The organism is Limosilactobacillus reuteri (assembly GCF_020785355.1).
Classification (GTDB): Bacteria; Bacillota; Bacilli; order Lactobacillales; family Lactobacillaceae; genus Limosilactobacillus; species Limosilactobacillus reuteri_I.
In genome coordinates this window covers 69544-87335 of record NZ_JAJGVH010000077.1, presented here as the reverse complement: position 1 = coordinate 87335, position 17792 = coordinate 69544, and the positions used below count along the sequence as shown (strand labels likewise).

At 41.1% G+C, this 17792-nt stretch carries 11 protein-coding genes; 5 read left to right on the top strand and 6 right to left on the bottom strand.

The annotated features are described in order from the left end of the window. Window positions 1-123: 123 nt before the first annotated feature. A complete protein-coding gene (locus tag LMB56_RS07620; RefSeq protein ID WP_153703266.1) occupies window positions 124-528 on the bottom strand; it encodes a hypothetical protein in 405 nt (134 codons plus the stop codon). A 138-nt stretch (window positions 529-666) separates the two neighbouring features. Here LMB56_RS07620 and asp1 point away from each other — a divergent pair, with 138 nt between their 5' ends. The 5 genes from asp1 to LMB56_RS07595 all read left to right on the top strand — a co-directional run bounded on the left by asp1 (window position 667) and on the right by LMB56_RS07595 (window position 8912). Continuing rightward, window positions 667-2208 (top strand): accessory Sec system glycosyltransferase Asp1, encoded by a 1542-nt coding sequence (asp1, locus tag LMB56_RS07615; RefSeq protein ID WP_229283947.1) that lies wholly within the window; start codon window positions 667-669, stop codon window positions 2206-2208. Between the two features lies 1 nt (window position 2209). Beyond that, window positions 2210-3712, top strand: coding sequence for a glycosyltransferase (locus LMB56_RS07610; protein WP_229283948.1), 1503 nt, complete (start codon window positions 2210-2212; stop codon window positions 3710-3712). A 110-nt stretch (window positions 3713-3822) separates the two neighbouring features. Further along, the gene (locus LMB56_RS07605) at window positions 3823-5643 is read left to right on the top strand and encodes a fibrinogen-binding adhesin SdrG C-terminal domain-containing protein (protein WP_229283949.1); all 1821 of its coding nucleotides are present in this window, start codon (window positions 3823-3825) and stop codon (window positions 5641-5643) included. A gap of 183 nt (window positions 5644-5826) precedes the next feature. Next, complete coding sequence (locus tag LMB56_RS07600; protein WP_229283950.1) at window positions 5827-7509, top strand: glycoside hydrolase family 13 protein; 1683 nt, start codon at window positions 5827-5829, stop codon at window positions 7507-7509. Between the two features lie 17 nt (window positions 7510-7526). Continuing rightward, the gene (locus tag LMB56_RS07595) at window positions 7527-8912 is read left to right on the top strand and encodes an SLC45 family MFS transporter (RefSeq protein WP_229283951.1); all 1386 of its coding nucleotides are present in this window, start codon (window positions 7527-7529) and stop codon (window positions 8910-8912) included. A gap of 80 nt (window positions 8913-8992) precedes the next feature. On the opposite strand, the gene carB is transcribed toward LMB56_RS07595, so the two are convergent. The 5 genes from carB to rlmD all read right to left on the bottom strand — a co-directional run bounded on the left by carB (window position 8993) and on the right by rlmD (window position 17711). Beyond that, a complete protein-coding gene (gene carB, locus LMB56_RS07590) occupies window positions 8993-12163 on the bottom strand; it encodes a carbamoyl-phosphate synthase large subunit (protein ID WP_229283952.1) in 3171 nt (1056 codons plus the stop codon). After that, a complete protein-coding gene (carA, locus tag LMB56_RS07585; protein WP_229283953.1) occupies window positions 12156-13244 on the bottom strand; it encodes a glutamine-hydrolyzing carbamoyl-phosphate synthase small subunit in 1089 nt (362 codons plus the stop codon). The genes carB and carA overlap by 8 nt, the downstream gene beginning before the upstream one ends. Before the next feature lie 379 nt (window positions 13245-13623). Further along, window positions 13624-14997: an SLC45 family MFS transporter gene (locus tag LMB56_RS07580; RefSeq protein WP_078009425.1), complete on the bottom strand. Its 1374-nt coding sequence runs from the start codon at window positions 14995-14997 to the stop codon at window positions 13624-13626. Window positions 14998-15157: 160 nt separating this feature from the next. Further along, window positions 15158-16168, bottom strand: a complete 1011-nt coding sequence (locus tag LMB56_RS07575) for a LacI family DNA-binding transcriptional regulator (protein ID WP_229283954.1) — start codon at window positions 16166-16168, stop codon at window positions 15158-15160. A 136-nt stretch (window positions 16169-16304) separates the two neighbouring features. Further along, window positions 16305-17711 (bottom strand): 23S rRNA (uracil(1939)-C(5))-methyltransferase RlmD, encoded by a 1407-nt coding sequence (gene rlmD, locus LMB56_RS07570; RefSeq protein WP_229283955.1) that lies wholly within the window; start codon window positions 17709-17711, stop codon window positions 16305-16307. Between the last annotated feature and the right edge of the window lie 81 nt (window positions 17712-17792).

The following is a 17792-nucleotide window of genomic DNA, read 5'->3' as shown; positions in this document are numbered from 1 at the left end:
GTCAATTCAATGTGATTAAGTTGTCGAACCGCCGTATACGGAACCGTACGTACGGTGGTGTGAGAGGTCGATAATTGAACTAATCAATTATCTCCTACTCGATTATCTGAAATTCTTTTTATATTAATTGCCTTTCCAATACCGTGCCCGGGTAAGTAATTCCCGTGAACGTTGGTCAGCTGGTCGATATCCTTTATTAAATAGATGACGGAAATACATCATATTGTAAAAGAAACCGAAGAAAACAGATGGCCAAGGGAATTGAAGCAAGCTCGTCAACCCAAAAAAGAGGGCAACCAAAGCATAATCCATAGTTAATACGATGATTAAAATAAAGTTATAGTAGTCAGCCCGAAAAAGAGCTGGTAGTGGCCCGAACCAAAGAGTTGTCCATGAAAAGCCAACTTTGGCTATTCGGATATCCCCCTGGTCATTAACGATTTTAGCGTAATTTGGTGGGAGGGGGAGATTGTTTAAATTAAACGGATTTTGGTTATCATTATTGTTATTACCAAATGGGTTTTGCATATCTCGTCCACTTCTTTCTATAAATAATAATATTAACACAATGAGTAATGGATAGGAAATGTCTCTATCAGGCTTTCAAGGAATGTTAACAATTATATGGTAAACTCAAAGTGATAACCATGAAAGGGGAAATAGAGGATGCTTTTTTTCCTAAACGATAATATTCAACGAAACAAATCAGGAATTGAGCATGCGCAAATTAAGCGTCTGCATCTGTTTGAAAAATATCATCAACCGGCTAAGATTGTTACTCGGCAATATTCGAATGAATTACACTTGGTAACAGCAGAAGCAGGGATTGATGATCGTAACTTTATTAACTTGTTTGATTATTTTCAGGAGGCTTGTGAAGTCCCACAAAGGAATATTCGGATTAAAGATATTCCGGTTAACCCTCATTGGGAGCGCAAGGCCGATGGGATCAATTATAATTATTATCAAAATGGCAAACGCGTTCTCTATATCCGTCGGCGCAGTGATACTGATCGGCGGGTAATTAATATTCAATATTTTGACCATTACGGAAAACTGCTTAAGGTTAGTTGGTTTGATAGCCGCGGTTTTATCTCGGTCGAACAACTTTATGACTGGGATGGAAAAATGGCAACGGAAAACTATTACCGTCCAGATGGAACCTTAGCAATCCAGCTAGCCCACCAGCAGGATAAGCGGGGAAAGGAAATTAAAACTTACCATCTTTTTAATTACCATGGTCGTGATTATCAATTCAGTGGCTTTGACCAGTTAACCCGGTTTTTCCTCGATGAGTTGGTCACTGACAAGCAAATCTGTGGTGAAGGTCCGGTTGGCTTTGTCGTTGACCGAGTTTATGAACTAGGCTGGGCAGTTCTGCACATGAAGCACCGGGTTTTTCGGGTTCTTCAACTGCATAATGACCATGTTAATAATCCTGATGATATGCTTCATTCTACCCTTAATTATAACTATGATTGGGGACTTAAGCACCTCCAAGATTGGGATGGGATCATTGCCTTAACTCCGCAACAACAAGAAGATCTTCAAGACCGGTTTGGCAAGTTTGGCGTGAAGATATACCGGATTCCTGGTCCGATTGTTCCTGCGGCAGTTATTAATAAGCGTCATGTTCCTTTTAAAAAGCGAACGAAAAAACAAGTTGTCATGGTTGCTCGCTTGTCTCCCGAAAAACAGCAAGATCACCTATTGAAAGCATGGCCACAAGTACTAGCCGCCGTTCCAGATGCCAAGCTCGATTTTTGGGGTTATGCTAATGATGATTTTGATAAGACACTCAATAAAATTGTCAAAGAGGAAGCGATTAATAGTTCTGTGACCTTCCATGGGTATACAGATGACGTCAATTCGGTTTACGAAGATGCGCAATTACTCATTTTGCCAAGTCGGGCAGAAGGTTTACCACTATCCTTAGTGGAGGCTCAGTCCCATGGGTTGCCGATTATTGCTAATGACATAAAATATGGTCCTTCCGATGTCGTTATTGATCAACAGGATGGATTGCTGACCAAGAACGGCGATATTGATGGGCTGGCTCAAGCGATCATTCGCTTATTGCAAAATCAAGAGCAGTTAGCGCAGATGAGTGAAAATGCTTATGCTGATAGTGAGCGTTATTCTGAACCAAACGTGATGAAGTTATGGAATGAATTAGTTGCTGACATGAAGGAAAAGGGGGAAGAGTAAAGTGTACTTTTTTGTAAATCAATACTTATTAAGTAGCAATTCCAGTGTTGAACATGCTGAATTAAAACGACTAGCCCTATTTAAAAAGCATGGTGGAGAAGCTAAGTTGGTGACTCGTGACTTCGACCTCGTTCTTCATGATACCATCAAAAAATTTGGTTTAACTAACGACCAAATTGTTAATATGTATGATTTTTTTGCAAACACGACTGATTACCAAGGCGAAAAGCTCCATACTGAGGATTTACCTTTACCAATTGACTATCAAGTAGGAACTGGAAATAACTATCGCGAAGTAAAAGACGGTGACCGCCTTGTTTGCGAAGTTCACTTTGCGGCTGGAACGATTGGGCAAGTTAACCATGTTGATTACTTTGATCTTGCTGGTAATATGACTCTTCGCCAACAATATGATATTCGTGGCTTTAAGGCAGCTGACGAATTTTTTGGTGAAGATGGACAGGAATACTATGCGCGTTATTACCGCCCAAATGGAGAAACGTATCTTGAACGGTATTTTGTAAAATCAGTTGAAAATACCCCGATCAATTCTCTGAATGTTTTACGTAATTATCAGGGACAGGATCGCTTCTTTGATTCTTTAGAAGACCTCTTTATCTTCTTTTTGGATGAATTGAATAAGGCAAATGGTGAGGATAATGTGTTTATTGCTGATCGACCAGCAGTTGCGATCAAACCGGTTCAATCAATGATGACAAAAGCAAAGAAGTTCTTGTGGCTTCCGATGAACCAGGTTAATGATGGTCAGGACTTAATAAATGGTCCTTTAAACGCTATGCTACAAGACCCTGTTACTACGGATGCGGCCAAGTGGGATGGGGTAATCGTCATGACTGCTAAGCAAGCTGAGATTCTCCAGCAACAAATTCACAATGCTATGCCAATTTATGTGATTAATGGGGCCCCCGTTCTTGCTAGCTATGTACGGATTAATGAAGCTGATCGGACACCAGGACAGTTGATTTATGTTGGGCGACTGGCAGAAGATAAGCAAACTAGTCAACTAATCAATATGTTTGCGCAGATTCATCATCAAGTACCTGGAAGTAAGCTAACTTTCTATGGGTATGGCACTGGTGAAGATATGGATAACTATAAAAAGCAGGTTAAAAGCCTTGGATTAGATGGGTCAATTGAGTTTGCCGGTTACCAGATATCATTAGATGAGGCATATGATCAAGCTCAATTATTTGTTGATGCAAGTCGAATCGATGCACAGCCATTAGCGATGGGTGAGGCCTTAAATCATGGGGTACCAGTTGTTTCTTATGATTACCTTTATGGACCACGTGAAATGGTAATTTCAGGTAAAAATGGTGAGATCATTCCTTTGAATAATCAGGGACAGTTCATTCAAACCGTCGTCAAATTATTACAAGACCAAGATAAACTGCAAAGCTTGAGTACTGGTGCCTATGACAATCTAGATGAATTGGCAGAAGAAAAAACTTGGAAGCAATGGCAACAACTATCAGCTATTTAGTCAAAATTGGTTATAATATATTCAGAAGACGAAAAGCAGAAAATAATCAAATGTTTTTGAAGCCTTTGGTCGTTATCTATTGATAATCTAAAGACGAAAATGAGGGCGGAATGATGGATAATTATCAAGCAATGAATTTTTACTATGGACTTCTTAATTTACGTGCCGGTTTCTTTAAGGCTAACTTATGCGAAATACTAATGGCGATCGCACAAAGCGTACCTGATGAAAATCAACAATCAGCAACGGCATATCATACTGTGGACGAGGATCTAAGTAAAGACCGTGAACAATTGAAGCATGATCAAGTTGAATTTGGATCATTTTATGAAGATGGTCATATTTTACATAATGTCAAGATTAATACCCAATCAGACTTTTTCCTCGATCCGACCCGGGAAGATACCGTCAAGTGGCATGTTAGTTTTACGGTTGCTAAAGATGTCCGACCGGCCGATCAATTTACTGTTCAACTATCATCAAATTTGATGGTTGCGCCTAATGGTCATCCTGAAAAACCAGTTCCTGACTTTAGTGATCAAGATGGGGTTGTTATTGCGATGGGGGCCTATGACCGTGATAAGCACGAACTTGTCTATACTTTTACCAATTATGTAACCGAGCATCGACAAATAATTGGTGAATTAGAGGGAGAATTAGCAATTGATCCACTCACAACTCCAGAGAACGAATTTGGCTTGGAATGTTTTATAAGTGTTGATGATTACCGAAAAGACTTTACGATTGATATCGACTATCCAGATCTTGCTAACGACATGTTTCTCGGGATTTCTAGCCGGATGATGCATTTTGATAAGGATCAGCAGCTCTTTGAGGACATTATCTATGTTAATCCGGCACAAAAAGACCTTAATCATGCCTATATTGTCTTTAACACGAGTGACCTAGTAGAAGAGTTATCTAATGCCGTAGTAAAACCGTCAACAATGCGGATTGAGATTTATCGTAATTCACGGGGATTAAAGTTGCCTCAATCATATGGGGTAAACCTCCAACGATTACGGGATATTTCTAATCGATTCCCAGTAGTGGAAGGCGATCACCTTGTCGAGACACCTTATACAATGTCCTTTGCTGATAACAAGATGCGGTTGAATTTTGGTGCGGATCAGACTAATGATTCCTATATTATTAGGGTGGTTGGCCAATATAATGATGAGCTTGATGGAACAGTACGATTACGGGCTCGTTTATTTGGGATGGACCAGCAAAATGTTTATATGAGTAATTCTACGGCTACAACAGCTACTGGAACTTCGATGATCGCAAGTGGTCATGCTATTTCTAAGGAGAAATTAGTAGAGGCGGCAGCGATCACAACAGAAGACTTGAAGCAAGAAGAACCTTTTGAATCTTCAGCAATTGAAGGAGTGGCGGAAGATGTTGATATTCCCTTTGCTTCTGATAACCAGGAACAGTTTACTAGTTCTCAAGCGGAAGAAGAGGAAATGCCGATCGAAGAAAACCAGGAAGACATCCCGATTAATGATGTTGCTACAGAAGGGCAAGTTGAACCCCAAGAAGATTTCCCGCAAAGTGCAGTTTCAGTTCCAGATGATGCAGCCGTTGAAGAAGAATCTGACTCATCAGCTTATATAATTTCATTTAATTCAGATGATGAAGAAGAGTCGACTGCTGCTACTGAACAAGAAGAAAATCAGGCGGAAGCTCCTACAGTCAGTGCAGCAGTTGGTGGGGATGAATTATCAATCTCCTTTGACATCACTCCGCAAGCGGCACCAGCAGAGACTAGAGAAGATCTAACAGAAGAAATTGAAGCTTCAAATGGGGAAGAGGAGACAAGCGCAGCACCATTACCAATGCCAGGACGACGACCACCCCGCCGGCACAGTCGTTTTCAAAATACAACACGATCGAATCATTCGTTGCGCCATTTGCGGAGATTCTAATAGAAAAAATAAAGTGTCAGGAGAGATTATCCTGGCATTTTCTTTTTACTAAAATGTAATCGTTTACATAAAATGCTTGCAATTAAAAATATAGGTGTTAATATTTAATTGAAGTTAAGTAAACGTTTACATTAATGGCTAAAGGAAAAAGTGTAGTAGTTTTATGGAGAGAGGTTTTATTTTATGGAAAATAATCATTGGTGGAATAAATCGGTTGTTTATCAAATTTATCCCAAAAGTTTTCAGGATACCAATCATGATGGTGTCGGTGATCTTTGTGGAATAATTGATCGGCTTGATTACATTAAAAACTTAGGCGTTGATGTTATTTGGCTAAACCCTATTTATGAATCGCCACAAGTTGATAATGGTTATGATATTAGTAACTATGAAGCAATTAACCCCACCCTTGGTAACATGGATGATTTTCAAGAATTGATTGATGGCATCCATGAACGTGGAATGAAATTGGTCATGGATTTAGTTGTTAACCATACTTCTGATCAACATGACTGGTTTAAGGAATCACGAAAGAGCAAAGACAATCCATACCGTGATTATTATATTTGGCGTGACGGTAAGGATGGTGAAGAGCCAAATAATTGGGGATCATATTTCTCCGGTGCCGCTTGGAAATATGATGATGAATCCGGTCAATATTACCTTCATCTTTTTGCTCCAGAGCAACCAGATCTAAATTGGGAAAATCCGAAAGTTCGGCACTCTGTTTATGACATGATGAACTGGTGGGCTGCTAAGGGTGTCGATGGTTTTCGGATGGACGTTATTAACCTAATTTCTAAGCCGGATGGATTGCCAGATGCTAACAAGAACGAAGATGAGAAATACGCCAATGTTGAGCCATTAGTATCAAATGGTCACCGCATTCATGAATTCTTACAAGAAATGAATAAGAATGTTATGAGTAAGCATAAAATGGTGACAGTTGGTGAAACGCCAGGTGCGACGCCGGAAGATGCTGAGAAGTATGCCAGTCTTGATAATAAGGAATTAAATATGATTTTCCAATTTGAACATATGGGCCTTGATAGTAATCCTAATCCAGCCCTTGGTAAGTGGGATGACCGTAAGACGAGCCTTAAAGACTTACGGGCAAACTTAACGAAGTGGCAAGAAAAATTGTATGGCAAGGCTTGGAACTCCCTTTATTGGAACAACCATGACCAGCCACGCGTTGTATCACGTTTTGGTAATGATCAGACGGAAGATTATCGAGTTAAATCTGCCAAGATGTTAGCGACTATGACCCACATGATGCAAGGAACACCATATATCTATGAAGGGGAAGAAATTGGCATGACTAACGCCTATTTCCCAAAGCTTGAAGATTACGTCGACCTTGAATCGATTAATGCCTATCACCAACTTGTTGATGACCAACATTTACTTGATGGCAAGACGATGATGAAGTACATTGCGATCCATTCACGTGATAATGCGCGGACACCAATGCAATGGGATGATAGCGAATATGCAGGATTTTCCGACCATACCCCATGGGAAAAGGTTAATCCAAATTACAAGCAGATTAATGTCAAAAGTGCATTAGCTGATAAGAATTCGATTTTCTATTACTATCAAAAATTGATTGAACTACGACACATGATGCCAGTAATTACTAATGGAAGATATGCATTAGTTCCTGGTAATGAAGAAGATGAACAGATCTTTGCATACACTCGGCAAGATGATGACACTACTTTGTTGGTAATCTTGAACTATACTGATGAGACTGTTAACCGCCATTATAATGTGCCAGCTGATGCGAAGTTACTAATTAGCAATTATGAGGATGATCAAAATGATACTATCCGGCCATACGAAGCTAAGGTTTATCAATACTAGAGTGGGGATGAATAATCATGGATAAATCACTTTCGAATTCGAAACAAAAAGTTGAAACGAAGCAGGTTGATCTGGATACAGGGATGCCAGATTTGCCAAAGAAAGAGCTATTTGCGATTACATTTGCTTTTCTGGGAATAAACATGGCTTTCTCACTGCAGAGTTCTCAGATGAGTCGGATTTGTCAAACGATTGGGGCAAATCCTAACAACCTAGGTTTCTTCTTCATTTTTCCACCATTAATGGGGATGATTGTACAACCAATTATGGGAAAGATGTCAGATCGAACCTGGAATCGCTTTGGTCGCCGGTTGCCCTACCTATTATTTGGAACACCAATTGCGGCATTAGTTTTGATTATGTTACCGTTCTCCGGTTCCCTTGGCTTCGGCTATGGTTCAATGGCTGCGATGATTTATGCTGCGACAGCGGTATGTTTGATGGACTTATTTAGTAATATTTGTATGCAGCCATCACGGATGATCGTCGGTGACATGGTTAATAACAAGCAGAAGAACTTTGCTTGGTCCTGGCAACAAGTCTTTTCCAATGGTGGGGGAATTTTAGCAACGATCTTACCATTTATCTTTACGATGTTCGGGATGTCCAATACTGCTAAGCGAGGAGTTGTGCCAAACACCGTTATCTGGTCATACCTTTGTGCAGCGGCGGTTCTCCTGTTCACTGGATTATGGACGGTCTTTAATGTTAAGGAATATGATCCGGAAACATATGCAAAATACCACCACATTGATCCAGAAGAGCGAAATAAATCAGTCAGCCTTTGGGAATTGATTAAGACGGCACCGCGCGCTTTCTGGGAAATCAACTTAGTTCAATTATTTAGTTGGTTTGCGATTATGTATGTTTGGACATACACAACTGGTACCTGTGCTCGGAATATTTGGCATACGTCTGATGTAACTTCTGCTGGTTATCAAGCTGCCGGTAACTGGTATGGGATTTTAACTGCTGTTTATAGTATTGCTGGTATTGTTTGGGGATTAATTTATGCTCATGCTAAGGCTGGTTCACGGAAAAAATGGTACACATTTGGAATGATTGTTGGTGGCTTAGGATTAATTTGGATGACTTTTGTCACAACTAAGACAACTTCAATTATCGCAATGATCATGTTTGGGATTGGTAACTTTAGTATCAACACAATTCCATTTACCCTTCTTACCTCATCTTTGAACGGGAAAAATGAAGGGGCCTACCTTGGGCTCTTCAATGTTGGTATCTGTGTACCGCAAATTATCGCTTCATTATGCAGTTTCTTCCTTTTCCCAATGGTAGGACACAATCAACCAATGATGCTTTTGCTTGGTGGAATCTCTCTTCTTATCGGGGCATTTGCAGTGCAAGCAATCCATGAGGGGGTAACTGTTAAAGAAGCATAGAACTAATTAAATCTCTCCTTAAATATAAATAGTTAAAATAAAAGCGGGACTGGAAATTTATCCGGTCTCGCTTTTGCAATCTATTTAATTGTGATGGCTTCCAAAGATTGATCTTCTTTAACGTGCAGCAATGCATTGACTGTATCAAGTGAAGTCATGAGGGGAACATTTTGCGCGATTGTACTTTGGCGGATCTGAAAGCCAAGTGAATCTTGCTCATAATCATGGCGCATAGTGTTGATAACAAGATCGATTTGCCCGGCTTTTAAGAGTCGGTTGAGTTCATCAATGTTGGATATTTTTTGATGGACGTGAATGCCATTATCCTTAAAGTGCGATGCTGTTTGTGGGGTAGTGAAAATTTGGTAGCCAATCTGAGCAAACCGTTTTGCTAGTGGGAGAACTTCTTTTTCATCCCCGTTTTCAATCGTAAAGAGAATTTTACCATCGTTAGGGACTTGAATGTGTGCGCCAGAAAAGGCTTTATGAAGTGCTTTTTCATAGGTGGTATCTGTCCCCATCACTTCGCCTGTCGATTTCATTTCTGGACTGAGATAAGAATCAACGTTCGCTAACTTGTTAAAACTAAAGACGGGAGCTTTAACGTGAATAGTTTGTGGCTCTGGGTAAAGCCCGTTAGTAAAGCCCTGATCAGCAAGGGACTGTCCAAGGATAACTTTAGTAGCAACTTGGGCCATTTCGATTCCTGTAATCTTACTGAGGAATGGCACTGTCCGACTAGCTCGCGGATTAACTTCAAGGATGTACACCTCATGATTATGAACAATAAATTGGATGTTCATGATGCCGATACATTTAAGCGCAACTGCTAATTTTTCGGTAGCAGTAACGATTTGTTGTTTAATATCATCATCAAAATGTTGTGGGGGATAAACTGCCATTGAATCTCCCGAGTGAACGCCCGCATGTTCAATATGTTCCATAATTCCAGGGATAAGGACGTCCTTTCCATCGCAAATTGCGTCTACTTCACATTCCCGTCCTTCAAGGTAGGCATCGATTAAAATAGGGTGATCAGCAGTAATGGAGGCGTTTTGTTGAAGGTATTGTTGCAGTTCTTCTTGATTATAAACAGTCTCCATGGCCTTACCACCGAGAACATAACTTGGACGAACAAGAACGGGATAGCCGATTTTTTCAGCCGCTTTGATAACGGCAGAGTGAGTAGTCGCGGTTAAACCGATTGGCTGCTTAAGATTTAGATCAGTAATAACTTGATCGAATACTTCTCGATCTTCCGCGGCATCAAGATCGTCAACGGTTGTTCCAAGGATATTAACCCCGTTTTTAGCAAGACCTTCTGCTAAATTAATCGCCGTTTGTCCACCAAATTGCACGATCACGCCCACTGGTTGTTCGAGATCAACCACGTTTAGGACATCTTCAAGCGTGAGGGGCTCGAAATAGAGTTTATCGGAAACTGAGAAATCTGTTGAAACAGTTTCTGGATTAGAATTGATGACAATTGCTTCGTAGCCAGCCCGTTGAATTGCCTTAACGCTGTGAACGGTCGCGTAGTCAAACTCGACTCCTTGACCAATCCGGATTGGCCCTGAACCAATGACAAGGATCGATGGTTTCTTTGTTCGTTGGCTTTCGTTTTCATGGTCATATGCGCTGTAGAAATAAGGGGTTGAAGAAGCAAATTCAGCAGCACAGGTATCAATCATCTTATATACGGGGAGAACTTCATTTTGTTTTCGGAATTCCCGAACTTCTTGTGAGAAAGTATGCCAAAGGCGGGCAATTGTTGCATCGCTAAAGCCATATTTTTTGCTGGTTATCAGTGTTTCCACATCAAATGGCTTGGTACTAAGATCGTCTTCAAGTTCTACCAAGTGTTTGACGATATCGAGGAAATAGGGGGAAATCTTAGTTAAGTCATGAGTTTGCTTAAGGGAATATCCACGCCGAAATGCTTCTGCTAAATAAAATAACCGATCATCTTGGGGATAACGTAACTTTTTTTCCAGCATATCTGTTGGCGCATGGTGTGCTTCTGCTGAAAAGAGGTCTTTTTCATCAATTTCAAGTGAGCGGACAGCCTTATGGAGGGCTTCTTCAGCCGTCCGACCAATTGCCATTACTTCTCCGGTGGCTTTCATCTGACTGCCCAGGTGTCGATCAGCTTGAGCGAATTTATCAAACGGCCAGCGGGGAATTTTGCAGACAACATAGTCAAGTGCCGGTTCAAATTCAGCAAAAGTCGTCTTGGTAACAGGATTCTTAATTTCATCGAGGGTAAGGCCAACCGCAATTTTAGCAGCCATTTTAGCGATTGGATAACCAGTTGCCTTGGAAGCGAGGGCAGACGAACGGGAAACCCGTGGATTAACTTCGATAACGTTATACTGGAAACTTTGCGGATCAAGGGCTAGTTGGACGTTACATCCCCCTTCGATTTTGAGGGCACGGATCAGCTTGAGCGCGCAATCACGGAGCATCTGGTATTCGCGGTCGCTAAGGGTCTGATTAGGGGCAAATACGATGGAGTCACCGGTATGAATTCCCACTGGGTCAAAGTTTTCCATGCAACAAACGACCATTACATTGTCAGCTGCATCCCGCATTACTTCAAACTCGATTTCCTTATAACCCGCGATTGACTTTTCAATTAAACATTGGGTGGCAGGGGATAATTCCAAGCCATTCTTGGCAACAGTACGCATTTCTGCATCATTATGGCAGATCCCACCGCCTGTACCACCCATGGTAAAAGCGGGACGGACGATTACTGGATATCCGCATTGGTGTGCGAATTCAACTGCTTCATCAACAGTATTAACTGTCTGTGAGGCGGGAACAGGTTCACCAAGCTCATTCATTAATTCCTTAAATTTTTCTCGATCTTCTGCTTCATCAATCGAATCCAGTTTAGTTCCAAGAAGTTCAATCCCTAATTCGTCAAGGAGACCAGTTTTAGATAAGGAGACAGCTAAATTGAGGCCGATTTGTCCGCCAAGGGTTGGTAAAATTGCATCGGGATATTCTTGACGGATAATTCGAGAGAGGGATTCAACCGTTAATGGTTCGATGTAGACATGATCAGCAATTTCCCTGTCAGTCATGATTGTTGCTGGATTAGAATTAACAAGGACGGTTTCGTATCCTTCTTCGCGGAGGGCAAGACAAGCCTGCGTGCCGGAATAATCAAATTCAGCTGCTTGACCAATAATAATAGGACCAGACCCGATGACGAGAATTTTATGAATATCAGTTCGCTTAGGCATAGGTGAGGACCTCCTTATTACTGTCAATTAATGCCATGAATTTATCAAAAAGCTGTTCAGCATCGTGGGGTCCTGGCGCAGCGTCTGGGTGGAACTGAACGGAAAATGCAGGATGCTTTGAATGCTGGAGTCCTTCAACCGTGCCATCGTTCACTTCAAGGTGGGTGATTTGGAGGTCGGTATCATCAATGGAGGATGGATCAACCGCAAAACCATGATTTTGGGAGGTAAATGCAATTTTTCCTGTTTGGAGGTTACGGACGGGATGGTTAAAACCACGGTGACCAAATTTCATCTTATAAGTTTTGGCACCATTAGCTAAGGCAAAGATTTGATGGCCCATGCAAATGCCAAAGATGGGAAGATGTTTTTCTAATTCCGCGACGGTTGCAGCTGCGTCTGTCATTTCAAGTGGATCACCAGGCCCGTTGGAAAGGAGGATGCCGTCTGGATTGAATGCCATTATTTCGCTGATCGAGGCGTTATAAGGAAGGACGATCGCATTGCAGTTTCTTTTATTTAATTCACGGAGAATGCTATTTTTCATTCCGAAGTCAAGAACAACAACAGTTCGCTTAGTTCCCGGATTAGCGTAGGATTCTTTAGTAGATACTTTGCTAATAATGTTCTGGGTTGGCGAAGTTTGTTTTAATTGTTCAAGCTTACCTTTGATATCGGTAATATTATCGGTCATGATTCCGCGTAATGTCCCATATTGACGAAGCTTTCGGACTAGTTCACGTGTATCAATTCCTTGAAGGCCAGGAATTTGGTGCTTTGCTAAGAAGTTAGGGAGTGAGTCAGTCATGCGCCAGTTGCTGGGAACACGAGCAACATGATGACAAACTACGCCCTTGATTTGGGGATGCAATGTTTCGTTATCTTCACTATTAATCCCATAGTTGCCAATGAGGGGATTGGTAAAGACTAAAATCTGATTGGCAAATGATTGATCGGTAATTGCTTCTTGATAGCCGACCATCCCTGTTGTGAAGACGACCTCACCAAGAGTTGCCTTGGTAGCACCAAAACCTTCACCGGTATAGACAGTATCATCTTCTAGAATTAAATATCGTTTCATGAGTTTCATCCTTTCTTGCAAAACCCTTCCACTGATCACATAAACTAGTTGCGCGTTGTAAAAAAGTTTAATAAAAAACGCTTAAACCATTGGTGATGGGCTTAAGCGTATACGAAAAATTGAATATATATGTATAATTCAATGTTAGTAATACAACGCTGCCCTTGTTAGCCTCACAGGACCAAATTAAAGGATAATGATTGATACTAAACTACTGTAATTTTATGCTTTTGTCAAGTTGTTAATGAATTTTTATGCAAAAATATGTTTATTATAAACAAAAAACTGCATAAAGACTTTTAGGTATTATAACAAATCTTATTTAAAATAAAAGTAGAGTCTGCAAATTTTGTCTGCAAACTCTACTTTTTTAGAATAATTAGGCTTGGTAAGTTTCCTTGATAAAGAGAACTGAAATTGCACCTAAGAGGGCAGAAATACCAGTAACAAGCATCATGTTGACTTGGGAACTGCCGAGTAATGGGAAGAGACCAAAACTAAGTAGTGAGGCAACCATTTGTGGTACACAGATTGAACCATTAAATAGGCCAAGGTAGGTACCCATGTGTTTACCAGATAAGGCATTTGTAACCATTGTTAATGGATAGGTATTCATTGAAGCCCAGGCAATTCCAATCAAAACGAAGGAGAAGATAAGGGCATTTTGTGAATGGATAAAGAAGATTGATGTGTACCCAATAGCCCCGAGTAAAAGACTGAAAGCATAGCCAGCTTTGTGGTGATTATTAGGAACTTTAGCCAAAACATATGACCATACAACTGCCGCAATTGATTGAACCGCAGTCATAACACCGTACCAGTTACCAGCAGCTTGGTAGGCAGCAGAAGAAGCATCCGTTGTTAACCAAACATTCTTAGCGATAGCCCCAACCGCATAAGTTGAAAGGTATTGGAAAGAGAACCAGCAGAAGAATTGAACTAATGCGACATTCCAAAATACCCGTGGAGCATGCTTTAAGAGGGTAAACCAGTTTCCGCCTTTTTTATTATCTTCCTCTGAAATGCCATGGTAACGAGCATAAGTTGCGGGATCATATTCGTGAACCCGGAAGATAGTAAAGAGACAGGTGATGACTAAAATAACAGCGCCAACGTAGAATGAAATTACAACTGATTGGGGAACGACACCCTTTTTAGCAGTGTTTGATACACCCCACCATGTCAAAAGGAATGGGAAAATGGCTGCTAATACGGCACCGGTATTACAAATTAAACTTTGAATCCCGTATGCATAACTCTTTTGGTCATCATTAACCATATCACCAACCATCATCTTGAATGGCTGCATTGCCATATTTGATGAAAGATCAAGGAAGGCAACGGTAATAGCCCCAAACCAGAGGGCTGCTAATGAACCGTATCCAAAACCGAAACTTCCTGAATTAGGCAGTAAAATCATAACGATGACGGCAATGACCATCCCGATTAACAAGTAGGGAAGACGCCGACCACCAAGCTTGGGCGCCCATGTTCGGTCAGAGTAATAACCGATGATTGGCTGCACGATCAATCCTGCAAGTGGTGGAAGTAAGAAGAACCATCCCAAATTATTAGGATTAGCACCAATTGTTTGGAAAATCCGGCTCATTTGCGAACCTTGTAACGTAAAGGCGATTTGAACCCCAAGGAAACCAAAGTTAATCATCCAGATGGTACTCTTTGGTAAGATTGGTAATCCACTCGTCGAAGTTTCTTGGTCTTGGTTAAGTACAACAGACTCATCTTGACTCATGAAAAAACAACTCCTAACGAAAAAATGTATAAAATAATTGCAATTTGAGCTGATGTAAGCTATTACACGATTAATATAACAAACTTATTCTTTTTATGCAACCGCTTGCAAAAAAGAATATTAAAAAGTCGCGGTTTGTTTCAATTAAAATCGCGACTTTCTAATATTCTAATGATTTTTCACCTAGGAATCTTACGCTATTTCGCGGTGTGATATGGATTGGGATAAATTGTGAGTCATCATCGTTCAATAGGCTCCTAACTGCGATGAGTCCCATTTGATAAAAGTCCTGAGTTACGCTTGTAATAGTTGGGATGGTAATGTCACAGAGAAAAGTCCCATCGATACTAATAAATGATAGGTCTTTTGGGATATCAAGGCCTAGCAAATGAGCCTCTCTGATCATGCCCACGGCCACCATATCACTAGCTGTGATGATCGCGTCAAGATCCTTATTCATTAGTGTTTTGAGCATGTTTTGTTGAGGACCAAAACTGTAATCGCCATATTCAACCCACTCCATATGAGGGATCAAGCCGTGTTCAGTCATTGCCCGTTGGTAGCCGTGAAGTCGTTGCTTACCGGTTGAAGAACGATCGATGCCGGCTAATCCAATCCGTGAGTGTCCCCGTTCAATTAAATAGTTAGCGGCTGAATAACCAATTTCCTCGTTATTTGAACTTGTGAATTTAAATCCAATATATCGGGGATCCGTTTCGTCATAGACCGATACTAACCGACAAGGGGTATTGCTTTCTTGTAAGGTGCGAGCTGCTTGTTCGTCGAGGGAGGTTGCGACTAGCAGAATGCCGGCAACATGTCGTTCGAGGGCAACGCTAATTGCTTGATTAAGCAGTCGGGCATCATGGTTCCCAGCATAAAGAATAAACATTTGGTAACCAGCTTTGTCCGTTTCTGCTTGAATAGCAGCGATGATATCATTTGAGAAATTCGTTTGAGTATTATTTAAGATGACGGCAATTAACATACTACTGTTGGCTGCTAATTCAGCTGCTGCGAGGTTTTTCTTGTATCCTAGTTCTTTAGCGATTGCTTCAATCTTAGCCGCAGTTTCGGGACGGTAGGATTTCGCCTTTTTGGATAAAACACGAGAAACAGTGGCCGTTGAAACGTGGGCCCGTTGAGCAATATCTTTAATTGTTGGCTTCATAGGCGGGCTTCCTTTATTGTTTTCTTATTAAATCTATTATAATGAAATTGCAATTTTTTGTAAACGTTTTCAATTGGGCTTAATCATTATTTAAAACAAAAATAGGCCGAAAGAAAATTTCTTCCAGCCTACATAGCTATTCCTTATTTCCGTTTCGCAATGATAATTTCACGACTGCTTCACAACGTGCTGTTTGGGGCATCATGTCAATTGGTTGAATGTAGTCAACGTGATAGACGCTAGTTAACCGCCGTAAGTTACGGGCGAGAGAAGCCATACCACATGAGACGTAGGCAAACTTTCGCGGCTTAACTTTTAAGATTTGTTTGATTAATTGGTCATCTAACCCGGTTCGCGGAGGATCAACAACAAGGGCATCAAAGTTGAGTCCTTCTTTTTGCCAGCGGGGAAGAACTTCTTCTGCTTTGCCGACTTCATATTTAGCGTTAGTAATATTATTTAGCTTGGCATTTTCGTTAGCATCGGCAACTGCTTCGGGAATAATTTCCATTCCGCGAACAGCTTTTACCCGCGATGCAAGGGAAAGACCGATTGTCCCGATCCCGGCGTATGCATCAATTAAGGTATCATCTTGGTCTAGTTCAAGGGCCTTAGAAGCTTCTTCGTACAGCACTTCTGTTTGTTCAGGATTTAGTTGTAAGAATGAACGTGCTGAGAGTTTAAAATCAAGTCCCATCAAGCTTTCAAGGATTGAATCTTTTCCAGCGAGGTGGATCATTTTATCACCCCAAACTAAGGGTGTATCACCTGGGTTAACGTTTTGCATAACTGAAACAACTGCTGGTAGTTCTTTTTCAATGCGTTCAAGCAATTCGCGTTTGTGAGGAAGTTTAGCAGAATTAGTAATGAAGGTTAATTGGACTTCCCCACTTGACCATGATTCACGAACTGCTAAGGTCTTGATGATACCGCTATTGTGCTTTTCATCATAAACTGGGATTTGTAAGTCTTCGATCATCTTTGTAACGGCGCGAACCGTCTCCATTGTGCGGGGCATTTGAACAGCGCAAGTTTCCATATCAACGAGGGTATGACTGTTTGGCTGGTAAAGACCAGCTGCCACTTTGCCGTTGACCATCCGCACCTGGAATTGGGCCTTGTTACGGTAACCGTATTCTTCAGGGGCTGCAATAGTTGGGCGAACATCATAATTACGGTAGCCGTATGGTTGAAACTTTTCGAGACTATCAATGATTACTTGCCGTTTAAACTTTAATTGTTGTTGGTAAGCGAGATTTTCAAGTTCAAAACCACCAGCGATATCAGCGTATTCATCCCGTGGTGTTACTCGATCCCGACTCTTTTTCCGGATCCGGTGAATTTTAGCTTCAAGGTAGCGTGGCAGAACGCGTGTAACTTCCGCGACTACGACTTCATTTGGCAGGGCACCAGGGACGAAACATACTTTGTGCTTATAGTAGCCGATTCCGTGTCCGTTAACGCCAAGGCGACGAATCGTGAGTGGAAATCGTTTCCCAACCCATACATCAACATCTTGTTCATGTTGTTTAGTTTGTGTCATATTATTTCTCCGTTCTATTAATTCAATGTGTTTAATATTTTAGCACATCTCCAAATACCACTGGACAAATATGTCGGGGAT

Excerpts from the sequence above, each read along its gene's own strand:
- rlmD (WP_229283955.1), bottom strand. The coding sequence starts at position 17,711 with ATGACACAAACTAAACAACATGAACAAGATGTTGATGTATGGGTTGGG.
- carB (WP_229283952.1), bottom strand. The coding sequence starts at position 12,163 with ATGCCTAAGCGAACTGATATTCATAAAATTCTCGTCATCGGGTCTGGT.
- LMB56_RS07595 (WP_229283951.1), top strand. The coding sequence starts at position 7,527 with ATGGATAAATCACTTTCGAATTCGAAACAAAAAGTTGAAACGAAGCAG.
- LMB56_RS07600 (WP_229283950.1), top strand. The coding sequence starts at position 5,827 with ATGGAAAATAATCATTGGTGGAATAAATCGGTTGTTTATCAAATTTAT.
- LMB56_RS07580 (WP_078009425.1), bottom strand. The coding sequence starts at position 14,997 with ATGAGTCAAGATGAGTCTGTTGTACTTAACCAAGACCAAGAAACTTCG.
- LMB56_RS07575 (WP_229283954.1), bottom strand. The coding sequence starts at position 16,168 with ATGAAGCCAACAATTAAAGATATTGCTCAACGGGCCCACGTTTCAACG.
- asp1 (WP_229283947.1), top strand. The coding sequence starts at position 667 with ATGCTTTTTTTCCTAAACGATAATATTCAACGAAACAAATCAGGAATT.
- LMB56_RS07620 (WP_153703266.1), bottom strand. The coding sequence starts at position 528 with ATGCAAAACCCATTTGGTAATAACAATAATGATAACCAAAATCCGTTT.
- carA (WP_229283953.1), bottom strand. The coding sequence starts at position 13,244 with ATGAAACGATATTTAATTCTAGAAGATGATACTGTCTATACCGGTGAA.
- LMB56_RS07605 (WP_229283949.1), top strand. The coding sequence starts at position 3,823 with ATGATGGATAATTATCAAGCAATGAATTTTTACTATGGACTTCTTAAT.